17 protein-coding genes are annotated in these 19,342 nt (G+C 61.2%); 12 read left to right on the top strand and 5 right to left on the bottom strand.

The genetic code is table 11. The annotated features are described in order from the left end of the window. The first annotated feature begins 180 nt into the window (after positions 1-180). The gene (locus tag EE36_RS02055) at positions 181-1,866 is read left to right on the top strand and encodes a thiamine pyrophosphate-binding protein (protein WP_005848989.1); all 1,686 of its coding nucleotides are present in this window, start codon (positions 181-183) and stop codon (positions 1,864-1,866) included. 72 nt (positions 1,867-1,938) lie between these two features. Here EE36_RS02055 and EE36_RS02050 read toward each other — a convergent pair whose 3' ends face one another. Further along, positions 1,939-2,688 (bottom strand): SDR family oxidoreductase, encoded by a 750-nt coding sequence (locus tag EE36_RS02050; protein ID WP_005848987.1) that lies wholly within the window; start codon positions 2,686-2,688, stop codon positions 1,939-1,941. Between the two features lie 96 nt (positions 2,689-2,784). Between EE36_RS02050 and EE36_RS02045 the strand changes: the two genes are divergently transcribed. Then, positions 2,785-3,420 carry a glutathione S-transferase family protein gene (locus EE36_RS02045; protein WP_005848985.1) on the top strand — a complete coding sequence of 212 codons (636 nt, stop codon included), beginning with the start codon at positions 2,785-2,787 and terminating at the stop codon, positions 3,418-3,420. A 13-nt stretch (positions 3,421-3,433) separates the two neighbouring features. On the opposite strand, the gene EE36_RS02040 is transcribed toward EE36_RS02045, so the two are convergent. The 4 genes from EE36_RS02040 to EE36_RS02025 form a co-directional block, all read right to left on the bottom strand. After that, complete coding sequence (locus EE36_RS02040) at positions 3,434-3,727, bottom strand: CcdB family protein (RefSeq protein WP_005848984.1); 294 nt, start codon at positions 3,725-3,727, stop codon at positions 3,434-3,436. Between the two features lie 8 nt (positions 3,728-3,735). Further along, positions 3,736-3,957, bottom strand: coding sequence for a type II toxin-antitoxin system CcdA family antitoxin (locus EE36_RS02035; protein ID WP_039911359.1), 222 nt, complete (start codon positions 3,955-3,957; stop codon positions 3,736-3,738). Positions 3,958-4,121: 164 nt separating this feature from the next. Continuing rightward, entirely contained in the window at positions 4,122-5,267 is a 1,146-nt protein-coding gene (locus EE36_RS02030; protein ID WP_005848981.1) for a ParB/RepB/Spo0J family partition protein, read from the bottom strand. Next, the gene (locus EE36_RS02025) at positions 5,267-6,565 is read right to left on the bottom strand and encodes an AAA family ATPase (protein ID WP_005848979.1); all 1,299 of its coding nucleotides are present in this window, start codon (positions 6,563-6,565) and stop codon (positions 5,267-5,269) included. Before EE36_RS02025 ends, EE36_RS02030 begins: the two co-directional genes overlap by 1 nt. Before the next feature lie 504 nt (positions 6,566-7,069). Between EE36_RS02025 and EE36_RS02020 the strand changes: the two genes are divergently transcribed. The 10 genes from EE36_RS02020 to EE36_RS01975 all read left to right on the top strand — a co-directional run bounded on the left by EE36_RS02020 (position 7,070) and on the right by EE36_RS01975 (position 19,341). Next, on the top strand, positions 7,070-7,750 hold the full coding sequence (locus EE36_RS02020) for a DnaA N-terminal domain-containing protein (RefSeq protein WP_005848978.1): 681 nt from the start codon (positions 7,070-7,072) through the stop codon (positions 7,748-7,750). Positions 7,751-7,874: 124 nt separating this feature from the next. Continuing rightward, a complete protein-coding gene (locus tag EE36_RS02015) occupies positions 7,875-8,636 on the top strand; it encodes an SDR family NAD(P)-dependent oxidoreductase (protein ID WP_005848977.1) in 762 nt (253 codons plus the stop codon). 24 nt (positions 8,637-8,660) lie between these two features. Continuing rightward, positions 8,661-9,821 (top strand): acetyl-CoA C-acetyltransferase, encoded by a 1,161-nt coding sequence (locus tag EE36_RS02010; protein WP_005848975.1) that lies wholly within the window; start codon positions 8,661-8,663, stop codon positions 9,819-9,821. Between the two features lie 101 nt (positions 9,822-9,922). Then, positions 9,923-10,900 carry a nitronate monooxygenase family protein gene (locus tag EE36_RS02005; protein WP_005848974.1) on the top strand — a complete coding sequence of 326 codons (978 nt, stop codon included), beginning with the start codon at positions 9,923-9,925 and terminating at the stop codon, positions 10,898-10,900. 58 nt (positions 10,901-10,958) lie between these two features. Further along, positions 10,959-12,221, top strand: coding sequence for a glycerate kinase (locus EE36_RS02000; protein WP_005848972.1), 1,263 nt, complete (start codon positions 10,959-10,961; stop codon positions 12,219-12,221). Between the two features lie 267 nt (positions 12,222-12,488). Further along, the gene (locus tag EE36_RS01995) at positions 12,489-15,605 is read left to right on the top strand and encodes a CHASE domain-containing protein (RefSeq protein ID WP_254655532.1); all 3,117 of its coding nucleotides are present in this window, start codon (positions 12,489-12,491) and stop codon (positions 15,603-15,605) included. A gap of 135 nt (positions 15,606-15,740) precedes the next feature. Next, on the top strand, positions 15,741-17,393 hold the full coding sequence (locus EE36_RS01990; protein ID WP_005848969.1) for an ATP-binding protein: 1,653 nt from the start codon (positions 15,741-15,743) through the stop codon (positions 17,391-17,393). Between the two features lie 9 nt (positions 17,394-17,402). Beyond that, entirely contained in the window at positions 17,403-17,768 is a 366-nt protein-coding gene (locus EE36_RS01985) for a response regulator (protein ID WP_005848967.1), read from the top strand. Between the two features lie 332 nt (positions 17,769-18,100). Continuing rightward, positions 18,101-18,604, top strand: coding sequence for an RNA polymerase sigma factor (locus EE36_RS01980; protein WP_009824384.1), 504 nt, complete (start codon positions 18,101-18,103; stop codon positions 18,602-18,604). Next, complete coding sequence (locus tag EE36_RS01975; protein ID WP_005848964.1) at positions 18,601-19,341, top strand: hypothetical protein; 741 nt, start codon at positions 18,601-18,603, stop codon at positions 19,339-19,341. Before EE36_RS01980 ends, EE36_RS01975 begins: the two co-directional genes overlap by 4 nt. Position 19,342: the final 1 nt, after the last annotated feature.

Genomic DNA, 19,342 nt, shown 5'->3' with positions numbered 1-19,342 from the left:
ATGAGAACCATCCGCCAAAACTACCCACCACTTTCGTCATGGTTGAGTGTGCGGGATACGTTTCCATCCGTCAATTTTTTTTCACCGCCGATGTTTCCCTAACGGCATTGCAAAACCTGCCCCGGCGTGCTGCATCTTCGGCAATCGAAAATACCAGATGACATGGACGGAGCCCGACCAATGACCCAGAACGCCCCCCTCAAACGCCGGACCGGCGGACAGGTCCTTGTGGACCAGCTTTTGATCCACGGGGCCGACACCGCCTATTGCGTGCCCGGTGAAAGCTACCTCGAGGTGCTGGACGCGCTGCATGACGTGCAAGACCGGTTCACCCTGATCAACGCCCGCCACGAGGCCGGTGCGGCGAATATGGCCGAAACCTACGGCAAACTGCACGGCACCCCCGGCATCTGCATGGTCACCCGCGGCCCCGGCGCCTGCCACGCCGCCATTGGCGTGCATATCGCGCAACAGGATAGCACGCCGATGATCCTGCTGGTGGGCCAGATCGCCCGCGACACCACCGACCGCGAAGCTTTTCAGGAAGTCGACTACCGCGCCATGTTTGGCCCTATCGCCAAATGGGCGACCCAGATCGACGATGCGTCGCGGGTGCCTGAGTATATGGCCCGCGCCTTCCGCGTCGCCACCTCTGGCCGGCCCGGTCCGGTTGTCATCGCCCTGCCCGAGGACATGCTGACCGATATCGTCGAAGTCGCCGATGCGCGGCCCTATACCGCCACGCAGGCCCAGCTTTCGACAGCAAATGTAGACGCGCTGAAGGACGAGATCGCCCAAGCCAAACGCCCGCTGATGCTGCTTGGCGGCTCCGGCTGGACCGAGGATGCCGCCGCCGCGATCACCCGCTTTGCCGAGACCAACAACATCCCTGTCGCCACCTCCTTCCGGCGACAGGATATCGTGCACAACCTGTCGCCTGTCTTTGCGGGCGATTTCGGCACCTCCACCGCGCCGACGCTTTTTGCCCACAAGAAAGAGGCCGACCTGCTGATCGTCATCGGGGCCCGCTTGGGCGAGATGACGACCAAGACCTACACCACCCTGCAATCGCCCAACCCCGATACCCGTCTGGTGCACCTGCACCCTGACGCGGACGAGATCGGCCGCGTCTATTCCCCCGACCTCGGCTTTGCCGCCTCCCCCGCCGCTGCGGCATCGGCGCTTGGGGGCCTTGATCTGGGCCGCGCCGACGATTGGCAGGATTGGTGCGCAAAGCTGCATGGCGATTACCTGACCGACACCGACAGCCCCAATGGCGCGGAATGGGAGCTCGACATGGGCGTCGCCCTTTGCCAGATCCGCGATAGCCTACCGCAAGATACAATCGTGACGCTGGACGCGGGCAACCACACCGGCTGGGCGCAACGCTATCTGCGTTTTGGCCGCCCGGGGCGCATCGTCGGGTCGACCTGCGGCGCGATGGGGTATTCCGTTCCGGCCGGCGTCTCTGCGGCGCTGGCGCATAAGGATCAGCTGGTGCTGTCTTTCGTCGGCGATGGCGGTTTCATGATGAGCGGGCAAGAGCTCGCCACCGCCGCGCAATACGGGGCAACGCCGATCGTGCTGCTGTTCAACAACGGCATCTACGGCACCATCCGCATGCATCAGGAACGCGACCACCCCGAACGCATTTCGGGCACCACGCTGATCAATCAGGATTTCTGCAGAATGGCCGAGGGCTACGGCGCGCATGCGGAACGCGTGACCAAAACCGCCGACTTCGCCGCCGCCTTTGACCGAGCCCGCGCCAGCGGTCGCCCGGCCTTGATCGAACTGGTCACCAACCCCGAACAGATCTCTACCCGCACCACGATCACGAAACTGCGCGATGCGGCAAAGAAGTAGGCTCTGAACCGCGGATTAGAGACACATAACGGCACCCCGCCCGCTCGTTTTTGCGCGGGCGGGGCCCCTCCCCTAGCCGCGCCCGATAAAAGGCATCTTGGTCGCCATCACCGTCACGAACATGGCGTTTGAAGCAGGCGGCAGGCTTGCCATATAGACCAGCGTGCGGCCCACATCCTCTACATCCATGCGCGGCTCTGCCCGACGTGACCCGTCCGGTTGCAGCACACCCTGGGCCATCTGCTCTGTCATCTCGCTGGCGGCATTGCCGATGTCGATCTGACCACAAGCGATGTCATGCGCCCGCCCGTCCAGCGACAACGACCGCGTCAGCCCTGTCACCGCATGTTTCGTCGCCGTATAGGGTGCCGAGAACGGGCGCGGCACATGGGCAGAAATAGACCCGTTGTTGATGATCCGCCCGCCCTTGGGCGACTGCCGTTTCATCAACCCGAAGGCCGCGCGCGCGCATAGAAACGACCCCGTGAGGTTCGCGGCCACAATTGCGTTCCAGTCGTCCAGCGACAGGTCGTCAATCTCGACCGCGGGGGCGTTGACGCCCGCATTGTTGAACAGCAGGTCCAACCGCCCGAACTGCGCCTCGATCTGGTCAAACAGCGCCAGCACATCCGCCTCGACCCCGACATCGGCGGTGATGGCCAGATGCCCTTCCCCCGCCAACGCGGCGCGGGCCTCCTCTAGCGGGGCCATCCGGCGCCCCGTCAGCACCAGCGTAAACCCCGCCTCTGCCAGCGCTGCGGCGCAGGCGCGCCCGACGCCGCTGCCCCCGCCGGTAACCAGTGCAATCTTCCTCTCCATCATCCCCCCGATCTGCGCCTTTGTGATCCGCGCAAGCTGATTTATACCAAGGGCATAGCAACCCGTTTTCCCCCCTGACGCAAGCCGAAGGACGCCGCAATGATCGACCTCTATACCTGGACCACCCCGAACGGCCGCAAGGTCTCTATCCTGCTAGAGGAGTTGGGCGTCCCCTATACCGCCCACCCCATCGACATCACGAAGGACGACCAATTCGCGCCCGACTTCCTGAAAATCAGCCCCAATAACAAGATCCCCGCGATCAAGGACCATGACAATGGCCTCTGCCTGATGGAATCCGGCGCGATCATGTGGTATCTAGCTGATAAATATGGTAAATTCCTGCCGAGCGATGCGATCGGACGTGCCAAGGTGCATGAATGGCTGATGTGGCAGATGGGCGGCTTGGGTCCGATGGCCGGACAGGCGCATCACTTCTTGCAGTTCAACCCGGGCAAGGCTCCCTACGCCGAAACCCGCTATGCGACAGAGGTCCAGCGGCTTTACGGCGTGCTCGACAAACAGCTCGAGGGGCAGGACTTCATCTGCGGAGACTATTCGATCGCGGATATGGCCTGTTGGCCCTGGGTCGCGCGCTATGAATGGCAGCGGGTGGACCTGACGCAATTCCCCAATGTGTTGCGCTGGTACAAAGCACTGCGCGCCCGCGACGCGGTGATCAAAGGGTATCAGGTGCCGAAAGATGTGGGCGAGGTTCCCCGCGGGGAACCGTAAGCCGCGGACACCGTCACAGCCCGTCGATCAGGATATCCAAGGCCCGCTTCAATGCATCGCGCTCTGCCTCAAGCGAGGTCACCTTGTCGCGCAGCGCGGTGCCGGGCACGGCGGCCAGCTCTTGCACCCGCACGATCCATGCGGTGCCGTCGACCTCTACCTGCGGCGTCAGACCGGGAAAGGCAGCGTACCGCCCCGCCTCGCGCAGCGGTGCCACCATGCGCGAGGCGTCGATGCCAATCAGGTCGGTTTGCAGATCCACCACAAGCTGCCCGCCCGCAAGCCGGTACACATCAAACTGCGCCATAACGCACCCTAGAAACTGCGGAAGCGCTCAAGCGGCAGGCCCTCGGCCTCTACCTCTTGCGCATAGGCATCCAGCGCCTGCTGATTCTCGATCCGCCAGCGGCGATTGCGTTCCGCCTTGGCGGCGTCCGAAATCGCAGCCTCGGCCAACCGCGACATGTTCAGCCCAAGCGCGCGCGCCGTCTCGGCGACGCTGGCATCCAATGTAAGATTTACTTTGACACGGCCCATGACACCCTCTCGCACTATGCGTATAGGGCAGGAGTATAGGTGAGGATGAAGATTCGGGCAAGGCGGCGATGGTTGGCGTGTATATGTAGGCCTATCGCGCGCATTAGGCCCGACCCATCGCAAAGAAGAAGGGGCAAGGCGATCCGCCCTGCCCCCTTCGAGTTTCAGTCTTTCTGATCCAGCGCTGCAAGGAACGCCTCGATCCCGCGCTGTAATCGCGCCTTGCTGACAGCCGAGAAATCGCGCGGCAAGCGCATCTCTACCTTCCCGTCCGACGCGATCACCCGCATCTCCCCCTGTGGCAACCCAAGCCGCAAGGATGTCTTGGCAGAGCTTCGGCCCGCGGGCTTTGGTGCGGCTTTCTTTGCTGTGATCCCTGCCCGCAGAATCGCAAGTTCGGCATCGGCATCCCGTTCAGGCTGCTTGATCAACGCCTTTTTCAGCGCCATCGCATTGCCCGCCTGCGCATCAAGGAACCGATAGACATCCAGCCCAAGCGCGCGCGGGATCGCCTCGGGGTAGCGCAGCGCGCCGTCCAGATCGGCAAGCACACGGGCGAATTGCCGGATATAGGTCTTCTTCTGTTTCAACGCAGAGGCATAAAGTGTGCCAACCGCGTCACTCACCTCGACGCCCGAATCCTGCGCATAGGACAGGGCCAGTCGCGCCATCTCGCCAAAGGACAGGTCTTTGCGCACAAGGTTCTCGTCCACCATCTTGCGATACAGATCCGCAAGGGGTTCCCCGCGGGGAACCAGCGCGGCGGGGATGCGGGAATAGCGCGGGTCGCCGGTTTCCGCCGCAAGCTCGCGAAAGGCGGTGAGCCGGCGGAAACCTTGAATAAGCTCATACCCGTTATCCGTCTGCTCCACCCGAATGGGGTTGGAGAGGCCGACCGACTGGATCGACTGCTTCAGCTCTGCCAGTTCGGGGTCGACATTGGCCGACCGGTCGCGGGTCAGCTTGTCGGTATGCACATCCGAGGTCTGGATCAGATCGGTGATCAACCCCAGCCGTTTCAGCCGCACATGCTCATGCGCCAGCGCGTCGTTTTCCGCGCGAATGGCGGCCTCTGCGCTGGCGCGCTCGGAAGTGGCTTCAAGCGTTTCCGAGATCGCGCTTGCCATCGGGCCGCGTCGCGACGGGGCAGGGGGGTTGGGCACAGGATCAGAGTTCTGCAACGGGTGTCCCTGAATGTTGTACTCTTTCACAACGGGCGGTTCGGCAGGTGCGTTCCCCGCGGGGAACCCCGCGTCTTCCTCTTCATCCAGATCGAAGTTGATATCGAAAACAGAGCGTTTCTTAACCATTATTCATCCTCCAGTTTATCCCACGCATCGACAAGCGTGGCACGGAATTCATCATAGGCCCGATCAAAGGAGGCCCGCGCGCGGCGCCAGGTCTCGCGGGTCATCTGGCGGTAGTCCATCTCATAGATCGACGACAGGAACCGGCCTGACTGTTCAACCGCGCGGGTCATTTCAATCGGGTGCTCTGCTACATGTGGCTTAAAGACCTGATTAAATGCTGACTGCATCGCACGGTGCAGATCGTTATTAGGCTCGAAACGGGTCAATAGAAACTTGATGTCAGCAAAGGCCTTGACCGGATCGGTGCCCGACGGCAGCCGCCCGCGGAAGCGGCCCAGATCCTCAAGCGCTTCAGAAAGCTGGCCGATGAAGCTGGTGGTGCTGTCATATTCCCAATAGCCGGGGCCGGAGGGGATATACAAAACATCCGCCGCAAAGACCGCGTTCATCGACTGGTAGCCAATGGCGGGCGGGCAGTCGAAGATGATCAGGTCATAGGCGTCCGGCGGGATCGTATCAAGATAACGGGACACGGCGGCAAAGAACGACCATTCGGGGTTCAGGTGCCGGTACTGCGCGCTGGCAAATTCAACGAACGCGGCGTTGGCACAGCTGGGGATCAGGTCGATCGTGGGCCAGCTGGTTGGCTTGATGAAATCGGTGGCGCGCAATTCGCTCAGCCCCATGCCGGTAACAGAGGCAGGCAGTTTGCGTTGGGGCAGGGTGGCCCCGCTTTCCGCGCCGCCTTGCACCGCGTTCATCCGCTCTGTCTCGCGGATCAGGTCGCGGGCCATGATACCCCAGACAGTGACCTCTTCCGAGACATCCGACAGCCCCATCGAATGGCTGAGCGTGGCCTGCGGATCGAAATCCACGGCCAGCACGCGGTAGCCGTCAAGCGCGGCCGCATGGGCGAAATGCAGCGCGACGGTGGACTTGCCTGCGCCGCCCTTGAAGTTGGCAATCGCGGCGCGCACCGCCCGCTTGCCCGCAGGGCGCGGCGGCATCAGCGACCGGTTCTTGATCTTCAGCTTGCGCCGCAGCTCGTTGATCTCTTCCAGCGAATACCAGCGCTGGCGGCCTTCCTCTTCCACCTGCCCCTCGGGCAGGGACGGGTCGGCGGCCAGCCGGCCGCGCAGGGTCGACGGGTTGGTCTTGAAGATCAGCTCCGCCACTTCCCAGCTTGAGAACCGGCGCAGGGTCTTTTCCATCTCGGGCGAATAGGTCTGATGCCGGATGTGCCCCTGCATCTTGAGCGACTGCGCCTGAAGCTTTGCCAGGTCCGCATAGGTAAACATAAGCTGTCCTTTTCCCTACCCGTTCCCCGCGGGGAACCGTCGCCCCGCACGCTGTGGCGGCACCGGAAAACCCGAAAGAGAACGCTAATTACTACTCAATTTGGATTTACGCTGAATTTGCATCTCATGGAAAGACATTTATTCTATAAACAGGTTTTCAATATCCCTTATACCACAGGGCCTCGGCGCGATTCGGGCGATAGGTGCGGCTCTATAGCCCCGGGGCGGAAATATAGGGGGACAGCAGGATCGGCCCCGCGACATATTGGGGGACAAAAACGCTGTAATAGGGGACGCTCAGGATGACCCCCTATACCAATGATACCTCAACTTTCAAATTTGAATGGGGAAGAAAGAGGGTCGGTGCAAAACCAATCCTTGACAGAATCGGGTTTCCGGACGCAAATCAGGGAAGAGGCAGAAAAGACGTTGTCTACGCCCCGAGGATCCATCAAGAGATCGAACTGAGGCTGCACATTCACACCGTGCCAGATCGGAGCAGCTATGCTTTCACCGAAACCCGTGGGGCGTGACGCCGCCGCGCGCAAGTATGATATCATCACCGCCTTGGGGGCCTATGCCCTTGCCGGCGGGAAACATGATCACCGTCTGGTGCTGCGCTTCATTACACTTGTAACGGCGCGCTACAACTGGGCGCGCAATGAACTGGCCGTGGGTCAGCGCGAGATCGCGCAGCTTTGGTCCGTTGATGAACGCACCGTCAAACGCGAGATGGCAAAGCTGCGCGGCTGCGGCTGGCTGGTGGTCAAACGTCAGGGCGCGCGCGGACGGGTGACGGAATACGGGCTCGATCTTGATGCGATCCTTGAAAAGACGCGCCCGCAATGGCCGCAGGTCGGGCCGGACTTTGATCTGCGCATGCAGGGCGCGCCGGAACCGACGCGGGTGGTGCCTTTGCCCGTGCGTGGCACCGCCCCGACGCCGCCTGTCGAAGGGGGCAGCGAATGGGCGTTGGCGCAGGCCGTGCTTCATGCCGAAGATGCCGGTGTCTATGGCAGTTGGCTGCATAATCTCACGCGGCAGGATCGGGCAGGGGGGCGTGTCACGCTTCAGGCCCCCAGCCGTTTTCACGGGGCCTATGTGCAGACCCATCTGATCCCCCGCGTGCTGGCGGCATTGCAGGCCGTAGATAGTGACGTGTCCGAGGTCGTGATCACCGCCTGAACCGGATCGGCTGAACGGGGGGGCCGCGTGCCCCACGCTTTGCCATTGTAATCCGCGAAACCGCAGGCGACATTCCCCGCAATTAAACTGTTGCCCCTGCGTCAGCAGGGAAGGGGAGGATACCATGCAATTGAACGGACAGGCCGCCATCGTCACCGGTGGCGCTTCGGGATTGGGCGGGGCCACGGCAGCGTTTCTGGCGCAGGCCGGGGCCAAGGTCACCATCTTTGATATGAACGTTGAACTGGGCGAGGAAAAAGCCACCGCCATTGGGGGCAAGTTCCTGCGCGTTGATGTCACCGACGAAAGCGCGGTAGAGGCCGCGATCGCAGAGGCCGAAGGGCTGCACGGCAAGGCGCGTATTCTGGTAAACTGCGCGGGCATCGGCCCGCCCGCCAAAGTCGTGGATCGTGACGGCGCGGCGCTGCCCTTGGCAAGCTTTACCAATGTCGTGAATGTGAACCTGCTGGGGTCGTTCAACGTGTTGTCGAAATTCGCCGCCGCCTTGCACAAGGCAGAGCCTGTGGGCGAAGAACGCGGCGTGATCATCAACACGGCATCGGTCGCGGCGTTTGATGGCCAGATCGGGCAGGCGGCCTATGCGGCATCGAAGGGCGGGATCGTGGGCATGACCTTGCCCGTCGCCCGCGAGCTGGCGCGCTATGGCATCCGGGTGATGACGATCGCACCGGGGCTGTTCCTCACTCCGCTGCTGGAGGGGCTGCCGCAGGAGGCGCAGGATTCGCTCGGCGCGCAGGTGCCCTTCCCCAGCCGTTTGGGCGATCCGTCGGAATACGCCAAGATGGTCGGGGCGATTATCGACAACCCGATGCTGAACGGTGAAACGATCCGCCTTGATGGCGCGATCCGCATGGCACCGAAATAGAGAGTGGATAGAGGGGAAAGCGTTATGGCACATGCCTATATCGTAGAGACAGCCCGCACCGCAGGGGGGCGCCGTGGCGGCGCGCTGCGCGACTGGCACCCTGCCAATCTGGGGGCCGAAGTGTTGAATGCGCTGGTGGCGCGATCCGGGATCGACGGCGCGGTGATTGATGACGTGATCGTCGGGTGCGTCAGCCAGGGCGGAGAGCAATCCTTTGCCTTCGGGCGCAACTGTGTGCTGGCGTCGAACCTGCCGCAATCGGTGCCCGCGGTCACCATCGACCGGCAATGCGGCAGCTCGCAACAGGCGGTGCAATTCGCGGCGCAGGCCGTGATGTCGGGCACGCAGGATGTGGTTGTCGCCATGGGTGTCGAAAGCATGACACGGGTGCCGATGGGGTCGAATGTTTCGCTTTATGCCAAGGCGGGGTTGGGCGAGGGCCCGTTCAGCGACCGGATCGAAGCGCGCTACGGCACCAAGAATTTCAGCCAGTTCATCGGCGCGGAAATGGTCGCACAGAAGCACGGGTTCACCCGCGCGGAACTGGACGCCTATGCGCTGGAAAGCCACCGCCGCGCCGCCGCTGCGCGGGATGGTGGGGCCTTTGACGCAGAGATCATTCCGCTGGCCATCGACGGCAGGATGCACACCCGCGACGAAGGCATCCGCGATGATGCGACGCTTGACGGGATTTCCTCTGTTAAACTGCTTGATCCGGACGGTATGATCTCTGCCGCGAATGCGTCGCAGATTTGCGATGGGGCGGCGGGCGTGTTGGTCGTGTCCGAAGCTGCGCTCAAGAAATACAAGCTGACCCCGAAGGCGCGGATCGTGAACCTGACGGTGACCGCAGGCGATCCGGTGATCATGCTGGAGGAACCGCTGCCCGCCACCGACCGCGCGCTGGAGCGGGCCGGTATGAAAATCGACGACATCGATCTGTTCGAGGTCAACGAAGCCTTTGCGCCGATCCCGATGGCCTGGGCGAAACACACCGGGGCCGATCCGGCCAAGTTGAATGTGAATGGCGGCGCGATTGCGCTTGGGCATCCTTTGGGGGCCTCTGGTGCGCGGCTGATGACGACGCTGGTGCACAGCCTGCATGCGCGCGGCCAAAGATACGGGTTGCAAACCATGTGCGAAGGCGGCGGCATCGCCAATGTCACCATCGTCGAGGCGCTGTAGTCCCGATCACAAGAAGGGGGTGACGGACGCAACGTTCGTCATTTCCAAAGCGCGCACATCCTGACAAGTTGCAGGAAAATAATACGTCCCGGAGGAACAAGATGACGCTACCCGCCCTTTTCGACAATTTGCGAATCCCGCTGATTGGCAGCCCGCTGTTCATTATCTCGAACCCTGATCTGGTGATTGCACAGTGCAAGGCCGGTATCGTGGGCAGCTTTCCAGCGCTGAACGCACGCGAAGCGGAAGGCGAACCGATTGAGCTGGACCGCTGGTTGACGCGCATCAAGGAAGAGCTGGACCGTCACAACCAAGCGAACCCTGACAATCCCGCCGCCCCCTATGCGGTGAACCAGATCGTGCATAAATCCAATGCGCGGCTTGAACGCGACGTAGAGATTTGCGTCAAGCACGAGGTGCCGCTGTGGATCACGTCGCTTGGGGCGCAGGAATGGCTGAACGATGCGGCGCATGGCGCGGGCGGTGTTGTCTTGCACGACATCATCAACAACCGCTTTGCCCATAAGGCGATTGAAAAAGGGGCCGATGGTCTGATCGCCGTGGCCGCAGGGGCAGGGGGGCACGCCGGTGCCTTGTCGCCGCTGGCGCTGATCCAGGAGATCCGCGAATGGTTCAACGGACCGCTGTTCCTGTCGGGGGCGATTGCCAAGGGCGACAGCATTCTTGCGGCGCAGGCCATGGGCGCGGATGGCGGCTATGCCGGGTCGGCGTTTATCGCCACGCAAGAGGCGAATGCCGACGCACGCTACAAGCAGATGATCGCGGATTCGGGGGCCTCGGATATTGTGTACTCCGATTTGTTCACCGGCGTTTGGGGCAACTATCTGAAAGCCTCGATCGAGGCGCAGGGCATGGACCCGAACAACCTTGAACGGTCCGACCCGTCGAACATGAACTTCGGTGCCGATCGCGAAAAGCCCAAAAGCTGGAAAGAGATTTGGGGGGCCGGTCAGGGCATCGGCGCGGTCAAGGATGTGCGCCCCGCCGCCGAGGTGGTCGAGCGGATGGCGACAGAATACGCCGCGGCACGCAAAAGGCTGTTCGATCAGACCGCGTGAGTGTAAAACAGGCCGTCCCTTCGGGGGCGGCTTTTTTGATGACGGGATAGGGATCGCCATGCACACCGCGCCGGAGACGACTTTACGCCGCTTGTTCGACCGCGCGGTTGCCGTGGCCGATCCGATGCAATCGCTGGCCGCGCATCTGCCGCCGAAACCGGCGGGGCGTGTGGTGGTGATCGGTGCGGGCAAGGCCAGCGCGCGCATGGCCGAGGCGGTCGAGGCGGCCTGGGGCCCCTGCGACGGTTTGGTGATCACCCGCTATGGATACGCCCGCCCCTGTCAGGGGATCGAGATTGTCGAGGCCGCCCACCCCGTGCCCGATGCCGCCGGACAGGCCGCAACCGCGCGGATGCTAGAGCTGGTGCAGGACTTGGGCGAGGGGGACTTTGTGCTGGCGCTGATCTCGGGCGGGGCGTCGGCGCTGCTGACCGCGCCCTTGGGGGAGATTACGCTGGCCGAGAAACAAGCGGTGAACGCGGGGTTGCTGGCCTCTGGCGCGCCGATCACGCAGATGAATGTGGTGCGCAAGCATCTGTCGCAGGTCAAGGGCGGGCAGTTGGCGGCAGCGGCCTATCCGGCGACGATGCACACGTTGATGATCTCGGACGTGCCGGGGGATGATATGGCGATGATCGGGTCGGGCCCCACGGTGGGCGATGCCTCCACCTCGCGCGATGCGCAGGCGATCTTGACGCAGTGGGGCGTGGCAGTTCCGGCCTCGGTCACGCGGGCGCTGGCTGCGGGGTCGCAGGTCGTGCCGCCGGATGATGCGCGGCTGTCGCGTGCGATGAACCGGATTTATGCGGCCCCCAAGCAATCGCTGGATGCGGCACAGGCTTTGGCCGAGGCAGAGGGGTTTCGCGTGATCCGTCTGGGCAATGATCTGGAGGGCGAGGCCCGCGAGGTCGCCCGGGCCCATGCCGCCTTGGCCCTGCAAGAACAGACGCGTCTACATCCCGGCGATGCGCCGATTGTTGTCCTGTCGGGGGGGGAGATGACGGTCACGCGGCGCGGGGATGGCGTTGGTGGACCGAATGCGGAATATGCCTTGGCGCTGATGCTGGCCCTGAACGGGGCGGCCGGTATCTGGGGGTTGGCCTGCGATACCGACGGCGTCGACGGCGCGGCAGAGGTGGCGGGGGCGATCATCGGGCCCGACACATTGGCACGGGCGGGGTCCGCGCGCCTCGACGCAGAATCGGCGTTAGCGGTAAATGACGCCCACGGTTTCTTTGGCCGGATCGGCTGTCAGGTGGTGACGGGACCGACGCTGACGAACGTCAACGACTTCCGTGCTATGATTGTGCATCCCGTCTGATCGGCAACCCTGAGTTGGGGTGTCTTCAGATTCTGTTGAGGTTTCTGTCTTAATCCTGTGCGCAAGTAATAATTAACGTTGGCAGGGAAACCGGTGCTACTTATAAGTGAGGGATGCCGGTAACATGATCAGCGGGTGGCTTTCATCGATTAGGCGCTTTTCAGTTTTGCGAAATGTGAGAGTATAGTTTTGTTCAAGCGCTTAGATTTGATTTTGATCGTTGTCTGCCTTCTCGTGACCTTCGGGATCTACGCTGAAGGCGCGCGAATGAACCGCGCCGCGGCCAAGGCCGAATTCGCACGCATCACCGAAGACGGGCTTCAGGCGCTGGATCGTCGGATGAATATCTATCTGCAAAGTCTGAACGGTGCCGCGGGGATGATGCAATCGTCGGAGAATATCGAGTACGACGATTTCGAGACCTTTGTCGAAAGTCTGGATTTCGAAAACTACCTGCCCGGCATCAACGGGATCGGTTTTGTCGAACCCGTCGCCAAGGTGGACGAGGATGCTTTCGTCGCAGATATGCGTGCCAATGGGACGCCGGGGTTCGAGATCAGGCCAGAAACGAACCATGACCAGAAATATGTGATCAAATATATCGCGCCGGTGCTGCCCAACAAGGAAGCCGTCGGGCTGGACATCAGCTTTGAAAAAGGGCGGCGCGAGGCGGCGGATCGGGCACGCGAAACCAACACCCCGCAGCTGACTCCGCGCATCCTGCTGGTGCAGGACGCGATGAAGCAACCGGGATTCTTGCTGCTGCGCCCGCTGTTCTATGCCTCCGGCCCGCGCGAGGGGACGTTTCGCGGCTGGGTCTATGCGCCGTTCATCGGCCGCAACCTGTTGCAGGACCTGACGCCGAACCAGAACAATGTGTATGATTTCCACGTCTATGACGGCGACACGACCGACCCCGAAGCTCTGATCTATGCCAGCCAGGATCACGAACATGCGGCGGGTAAGTATAGTGTGGTCTATACCACCGAATTCTTCGGGCGGACCTGGACCGTCCAATATGAAAGCACCCCCTTGTTCGAGGCGTTGTTCCCCGGTGGGACGCCGCTGCTCGCGTTGATCGCAGGGATTGCCCTGACCGCGATGCTGATCGTGGTGCTGCGCGCCATTCGCCAACGCGGGGATTCTCTGGCCGAGGTGGCCGCGCTGCGCGAACAGCAGATCAACGCCCGCGAAGAGGAAAACCGGTCGATCATCGAGAACAGTGTCGTGGGGATCTTCATTCTGGATGAACGCCGCGAGATCCTGTTTGCCAACCACGCCGCGCTCGAGATTTTCGACAAGCGTGAAGACGGGATGGGCGGGTTGCCCCTGACCAAATTCGTGACAGAGGCGGGGTGGCTGCCCGCAGAGGCAGGCTATAACGCCACGGGCACCAAACACGACGGATCCACGCTGCACCTTGATCTACATTATAACGAATGGGAGACGCTGAATGGCGTCAAACGCATCACCGCTATTGTGCGGGATGTGTCGGTCGAGGTCGGGGCCGTCGGGGAACTGGCCGGGATCAAGGAACGCTATGACCATGCCCTCGCGGGGTCAGAGATTGGCGTGTTCGAGATCGACCTGATGTCGGGCACATCGGTGGTCTCGCCGACGTGGCGCAAGATCATGGATGTCGGTCCGGAGATCGAGGATACGCAGGAAGAGTTCCTGAGCCGTATCCACCCCGACGATCTGCCCCGTCTGATCGAGGCGGATCAGGATTGTATCACCGGCAAGGCAGAACGGTCGCGGACCGAATACCGGATGCAGTTCGGCGAAAGCTGGCGCTGGATGCGGTCGGATGCCGTGGTCGTGGACCGCGCCGACGATGGGTCGGCGATACGGATGGTCGGGACGCAAAGCGACATCACCGCGCTGCGTCACGCCCGCAACGCGCTTGAGGCAAGCGAGAAGCGATTCCGCACCGTGCTGAATGCGGCCCCCGTAGGCATGGCGACCCTGAACAGCAACGGGCAGTTCACCAGCGTGAACAACGCGATGTGCGAGCTGACGGGATATTCGCAAAAGGCAATGACCGACCAGTTCAACCTTGCGCAGATCATCCCCGAGGAAGATGTGAAGCTGATGCGTGATATCGTGACCAAGTTCACCGAAAGCGGGTCGAACGAGGTTTACCGCGGCGAACATCCGATCCTGCACAAGGACGGCGGCCAGCGGTGGGGGCTGTTCAACATCACCTGGACCTTCGACAAAAACGAAGGGGCTTATGTCTTTATCGCGCAGGTCAACGATATCACCGACCAGAAGAAGATCGACGAGATCAAGAATGAGTTCGTGTCCACCGTCAGCCATGAATTGCGCACGCCGCTGACCTCTATCAAGGGGGCGCTTGGCCTGATCGAGATGTCGGCGCGTGACACCATGCCGGCCTCGGCGCTGCGCCTGATCGAGATCGCGCGCAACAACGCCGACCGTCTGACCACCATCGTGAACGATATCCTCGACCTCGAAAAAATATCGTCGGGCAAGATCGACTTTGACCTCAGCCCGATGAGCCTGAACGAGGTCATCTCTTCGGCCGTGCAAGAGATGATGCCCTTTGCCGTCACCCATAACACCAAACTGGTGATGGATCTGCCCGACACCGACATCAATGTAACCGCCGATTGGTCACGGATGATGCAGGTGCTGGCGAACCTGATGTCGAATGCGTGCAAGTACTCGACCGAAGGCACCGACGTCACGATCAAGGCCGAGACGATTGGCGACATGGCGATTGTTTACGTTCAGAACTTCGGCCCCGGCGTGCCCGAGAATTTCAAGAACCGGATTTTTCAGGCGTTCTCTCAGGCCGATGGATCGGACACGCGGGCCAAGGGCGGGACGGGCCTTGGGCTGAATATCACGCGACAGATCGTCTGGCGTCAGGGCGGCAACATCGGCTTTGAAAGCAAGCCGAGCGGGACCACGATTTTCTGGTTCACCTGCCCGCTGGCCACCGATGCCGAAGGGTATGACGTGCTGCCCGATGCCCGCACGTTCGAAGTGATCGACGGCACGAAGGACAACCTTAGGGTGTTGCACCTTGAGGATGACGAAGAATTTGCAGAGGTGCTGCGCGAAGGGCTGAGACCTTTTGCCGATGTGCATAACGTCACGCGGCTGAACGAGGTCCACGAAGCGCTGAGCGCGGGGCCGCTGGATGTGATTATCCTTGACTGGACCGTGCCAGATGGCGACGCCGCTGCCGTCCTGGACGATATCGCTGAGCTTCAGCCAACGGCGCGGGTGGTCGGGCTGACCTCTGACGCTGCGCGCGAGAAGGATAGTCGGGTGGGCACCCATCTGGTGAAGTCTCAGACCGATCTGAACCACATTATCGAAAGTATTGTAGGTCCGACACAAAGAGCGAGTTGATCTCCTTATGGTTGTTTATGAAGTTACTAAAAATCGCCTTAAAAATGTCTAGATACTTTTGTCTATGATGGCGCAAGGGATGGAGAGGGTGCTTGGCTAGGGATGGTGCCTTCTTTTTGTAAGTAAGGACGCGATATGTCTTGGAACGGAAAGAAGCGCCATATTGCCACCGGTTTCGTCGCCGGATCGGCCTTGGCTGGGGGGTGGTATGCCGCGACCTCGGCGCTGCTGTCAGGGGCACCGGCGCAAACCGTTCCGGTTATCGGGGCCATCGCCATTGCCAGTCTGGTGCCGCTGATCGCCGCGAATGTGCGCGCCACGCCGGCGCGTGCGACGGTTGATGACAGCGTTGCCCAACAGCTGCGCGTGCTGAAGATGCACACAATGGTAAACGTGGTCGACACCGATAACCTGCTGGTCGAGGTGAACGACCTGTTGCTCGAGGCAACCGGCTATACCCGCCAAGAGCTGATCGGCAAACCGGTCGCGATGCTGTATTCCAAGGACAATAGAACCACCGCCACTGAAATCCGCGATCTGCTGCGGCAGGGCAAAAGCTGGCAGGGTGAAACGACGCTGCGCAATCGCGACGGGTCCACCTGCGTGACACAGACGACAGTGACCCCGTTGCTGGATGCGAATGGCCGCTGGATCGGGTCGATCTCGGCGCGGACGGACATTACCTCTACCACCAAGCTGATCGCGCGGCGCGACACGGCGATGACCTTGCACGAGCTGCGCGACGATATCTGGATCGTGTCCGAAGACAATCTTGAATTGCGCTATATGAACCTCGCCGCCAAGGCGCGGTTCGGCTGGTCGACGCGGCCCAAGAACGGGCAAACGGTGCGCGATATGGCGGCCGAACGCGGCTGCGAGGATGTGCTCGATGCCTGTCTGCGGATGATGGATATCGGCGACACCTATATGACGTTCAGCGCAACGATATCGGGCACGAACTTTGAAGGGTCGATCAAGTGGCTCAACAAGGGGACAGTCGACGGGCGTCTGCTGATCATGCTGCACGACATCACCGAACGGCTTGAACAAGAGCAACTTCAGGCGGATTTTATCTCTATGGTCAGCCACGAACTCCGGTCGCCCTTGACCTCGATCAAAGGGTCTATGGGGCTGCTGTTGTCGAAAGCCGCGGGCCAGCTGCCGCCCAAGGCCGAGGGCCTGCTGGAGATCGCGCATCGCAATGCCGATCGTCTGGTGCTGATCATCAACGACATCCTGGATATGGAGAAGATCTCCTCCGGGCGTCTGGATTTCGAACTGGAAACCGCCGACCTGTCAGAACTGGTGGCCGAATCTCTGCGCGCCAATGCGACCGCCCATCAGCGGTTCGGCTTGCAGATCAAATGCCACGGGGTGGATACGCCCACCTATATCGAGACCGACGCCAACCGTATCATTCAAGTTTTAACCAACTTGATGTCGAATGCTGCGAAGTTTTCCAAGCCGGGCGGCACGGTGGAGATCTCCGTCGATAAAACCCCTGAAAACGTATGTGTGTCTGTACGCGATGAGGGTATGGGCATTGCGCCCGAAGACCAGCATAAGATCTTTCAGCGGTTTGCAGATATGGCGAATTCCGACCGGGCGACCAAAGGCGGTACCGGTTTGGGGCTGAGCATCTGTAAAGCAATTGTTGAAGGTTTGGGTGGTACGATCGATTTTGTCAGTAAAGAAGGGCGGGGGACAACTTTCACCTTCACTTTACCTGTCAAAACGCGCCATTCTGGGCCAGAGAATGATTTTGAAAGACTAGAGAACGTTGGATAAGAGTCCCGTATGATTAAATTGCTTCACGTAGAAGACGACGCCGATATTCGCGAAATCGCCAAAATGTCACTCGAACTGTCGGGTGATTTCGTGGTGGAGCAATGCGACTGCGGCGAACAGGCGCTTGAAAAGACGCTGGACTATATCCCCGACGTGTTTTTGCTGGATATGATGATGCCCGGCATGACCGGCCGTCAAACGCTTGAGAAACTGCGCGAGAATCCGGATTTCGCGAATGTGCCCGCGATCTTCATGACCGCCCGTGCCCAGCCGAACGAGCTGGAAGAACTGCGCGGCATCGGCGCGACAGAGGTGATCAGCAAACCCTTTGATCCCATGTCGCTCGCCGACCAGATCAAGGCAGCCATCGCCTGAATAGGGCCAGACTTTAGATGAAGAAACCGCGGCGGAAATGCTGCGGTTTTTTTGTTTTGTGGGTTTCGTCGTTTGTCAGGTTGATACGGGTGGGGCGTTTGTTTGGGAATTAGAAATTTTTAGTCAACGTTATGTTAAATAACGGCGAGCGCTTAAACCCTGCCGGTGAAGCCATCTGAATACCGGTTAAGAGTCACCCGCGTGCGCCGCGATTTTTCCGGCAAGCATCACGGATATTCTCGACGCAACTCCTACGCCCGATCCCGCACGAAGAATGCCGACAACGGGCCGTGTTGGCTTTGATCCGGCCTGAAAACGCGGTACGGATTGATATGGCGCAGCGTACCCTTATCGAGATTCTTTTGCCTGAGTTGAGGGCCTATGCCACGGCCATCTGTCAGTCGCGCGACGCGGCAGAGGATCTGGTGCAGGACGCGGTGGAGCGGGGGTTGCGGTCTGATCGCAGACCCGAGCTGCTGGAGGAATTGCGCCCGTGGATGTTCCGCGTCATTCGCAACCTGCATTATGACGAGCTGAGAAAAAGGCGCGTGCGCCGTGAATATTCGGCGGAGGAGAAACGTCTATCTGATGAAGCAGGCGGTCCGGATACCGCGCGGGATGTATTGATCCGGCTGGCGTTCGAGAAGCTGCCGCCCGAGACCCGCGAGGTGCTATGCCTTGTGGACATTATGGGCCTGAAATACGCCGAGGCGGCGAAAGTGATGGATGTGCCGAACGGCACAGTGATGAGCCGGATCAGCCGCGCGCGTCGGGCGTTACTGGACGTGGTCGATGGGGCTGGAACGGCAAAACAGGAAGTGACGCGGAAGACATGAGCGAGCTGAACGACAAAGACTGGGAACAGGTCAACGCCTACCATGATGGCGCGCTGAGCGCGTCGGAAATGCGCGCCTTGGAGACGCGGTTGGCAGCCGAACCCGCGCTGGCTGCGGCGCTTGAGGATGTGCGGCGCGTTTCGCGCGGTTTGGCGTTGATGCGTCCGGTGCTGGACGACCAAGACGCTACGCCGCAAACGAGCGCCGCAAACAGCAACCGGCACCCGCGACGTTGGCTTTGGGGCGGCGCTGTCGCCGCAGCGGTGGCTTTGGCGATGGTTTTCGGGTCTGACTTCGTCGCCACCCCCACGGCTTTCGACATTCACACCGAACTGGCAGCACAGACCTATGATGTAGGCTCTGGCGATCTGCGCCCCGTGGCGGGGGGGGGACTGGCGGGTGTGCCGGATCTTGAGGGCGCGAACCTGACAGCCGTCGCGTCCCGCGTGGCAAAGCAGGGCGATATCATGCATTATGCGGGCCAGAATGGATGTCGCCTGACCTACCTGCGCGGCGGGTTTGCCCTGCCAGAGGGTAAGAGTACGTCAGAAAAGCAGATCGCGAGCTGGGGCTCACGGGACCAACAGCACCATATTATCGTCGCGACAGGGATGGACCGCACCCGGTTCGATGCCATTGCCCGCTATCTTAGGCTTGAAACGCGCGAACGCGCCTCTGAAAGCGTGATGGCAGCGCTTTCAAAGACGGTTCGTTCGGCGCGGCCTTGCGTCGGTTAGG

Source organism: Sulfitobacter sp. EE-36, assembly GCF_000152605.1.
In the GTDB taxonomy this organism is placed as follows: domain Bacteria; phylum Pseudomonadota; class Alphaproteobacteria; order Rhodobacterales; family Rhodobacteraceae; genus Sulfitobacter; species Sulfitobacter pontiacus.
Note: the sequence above shows the minus strand (reverse complement) of the source record. Positions and strands in the feature narration are given on the sequence as shown.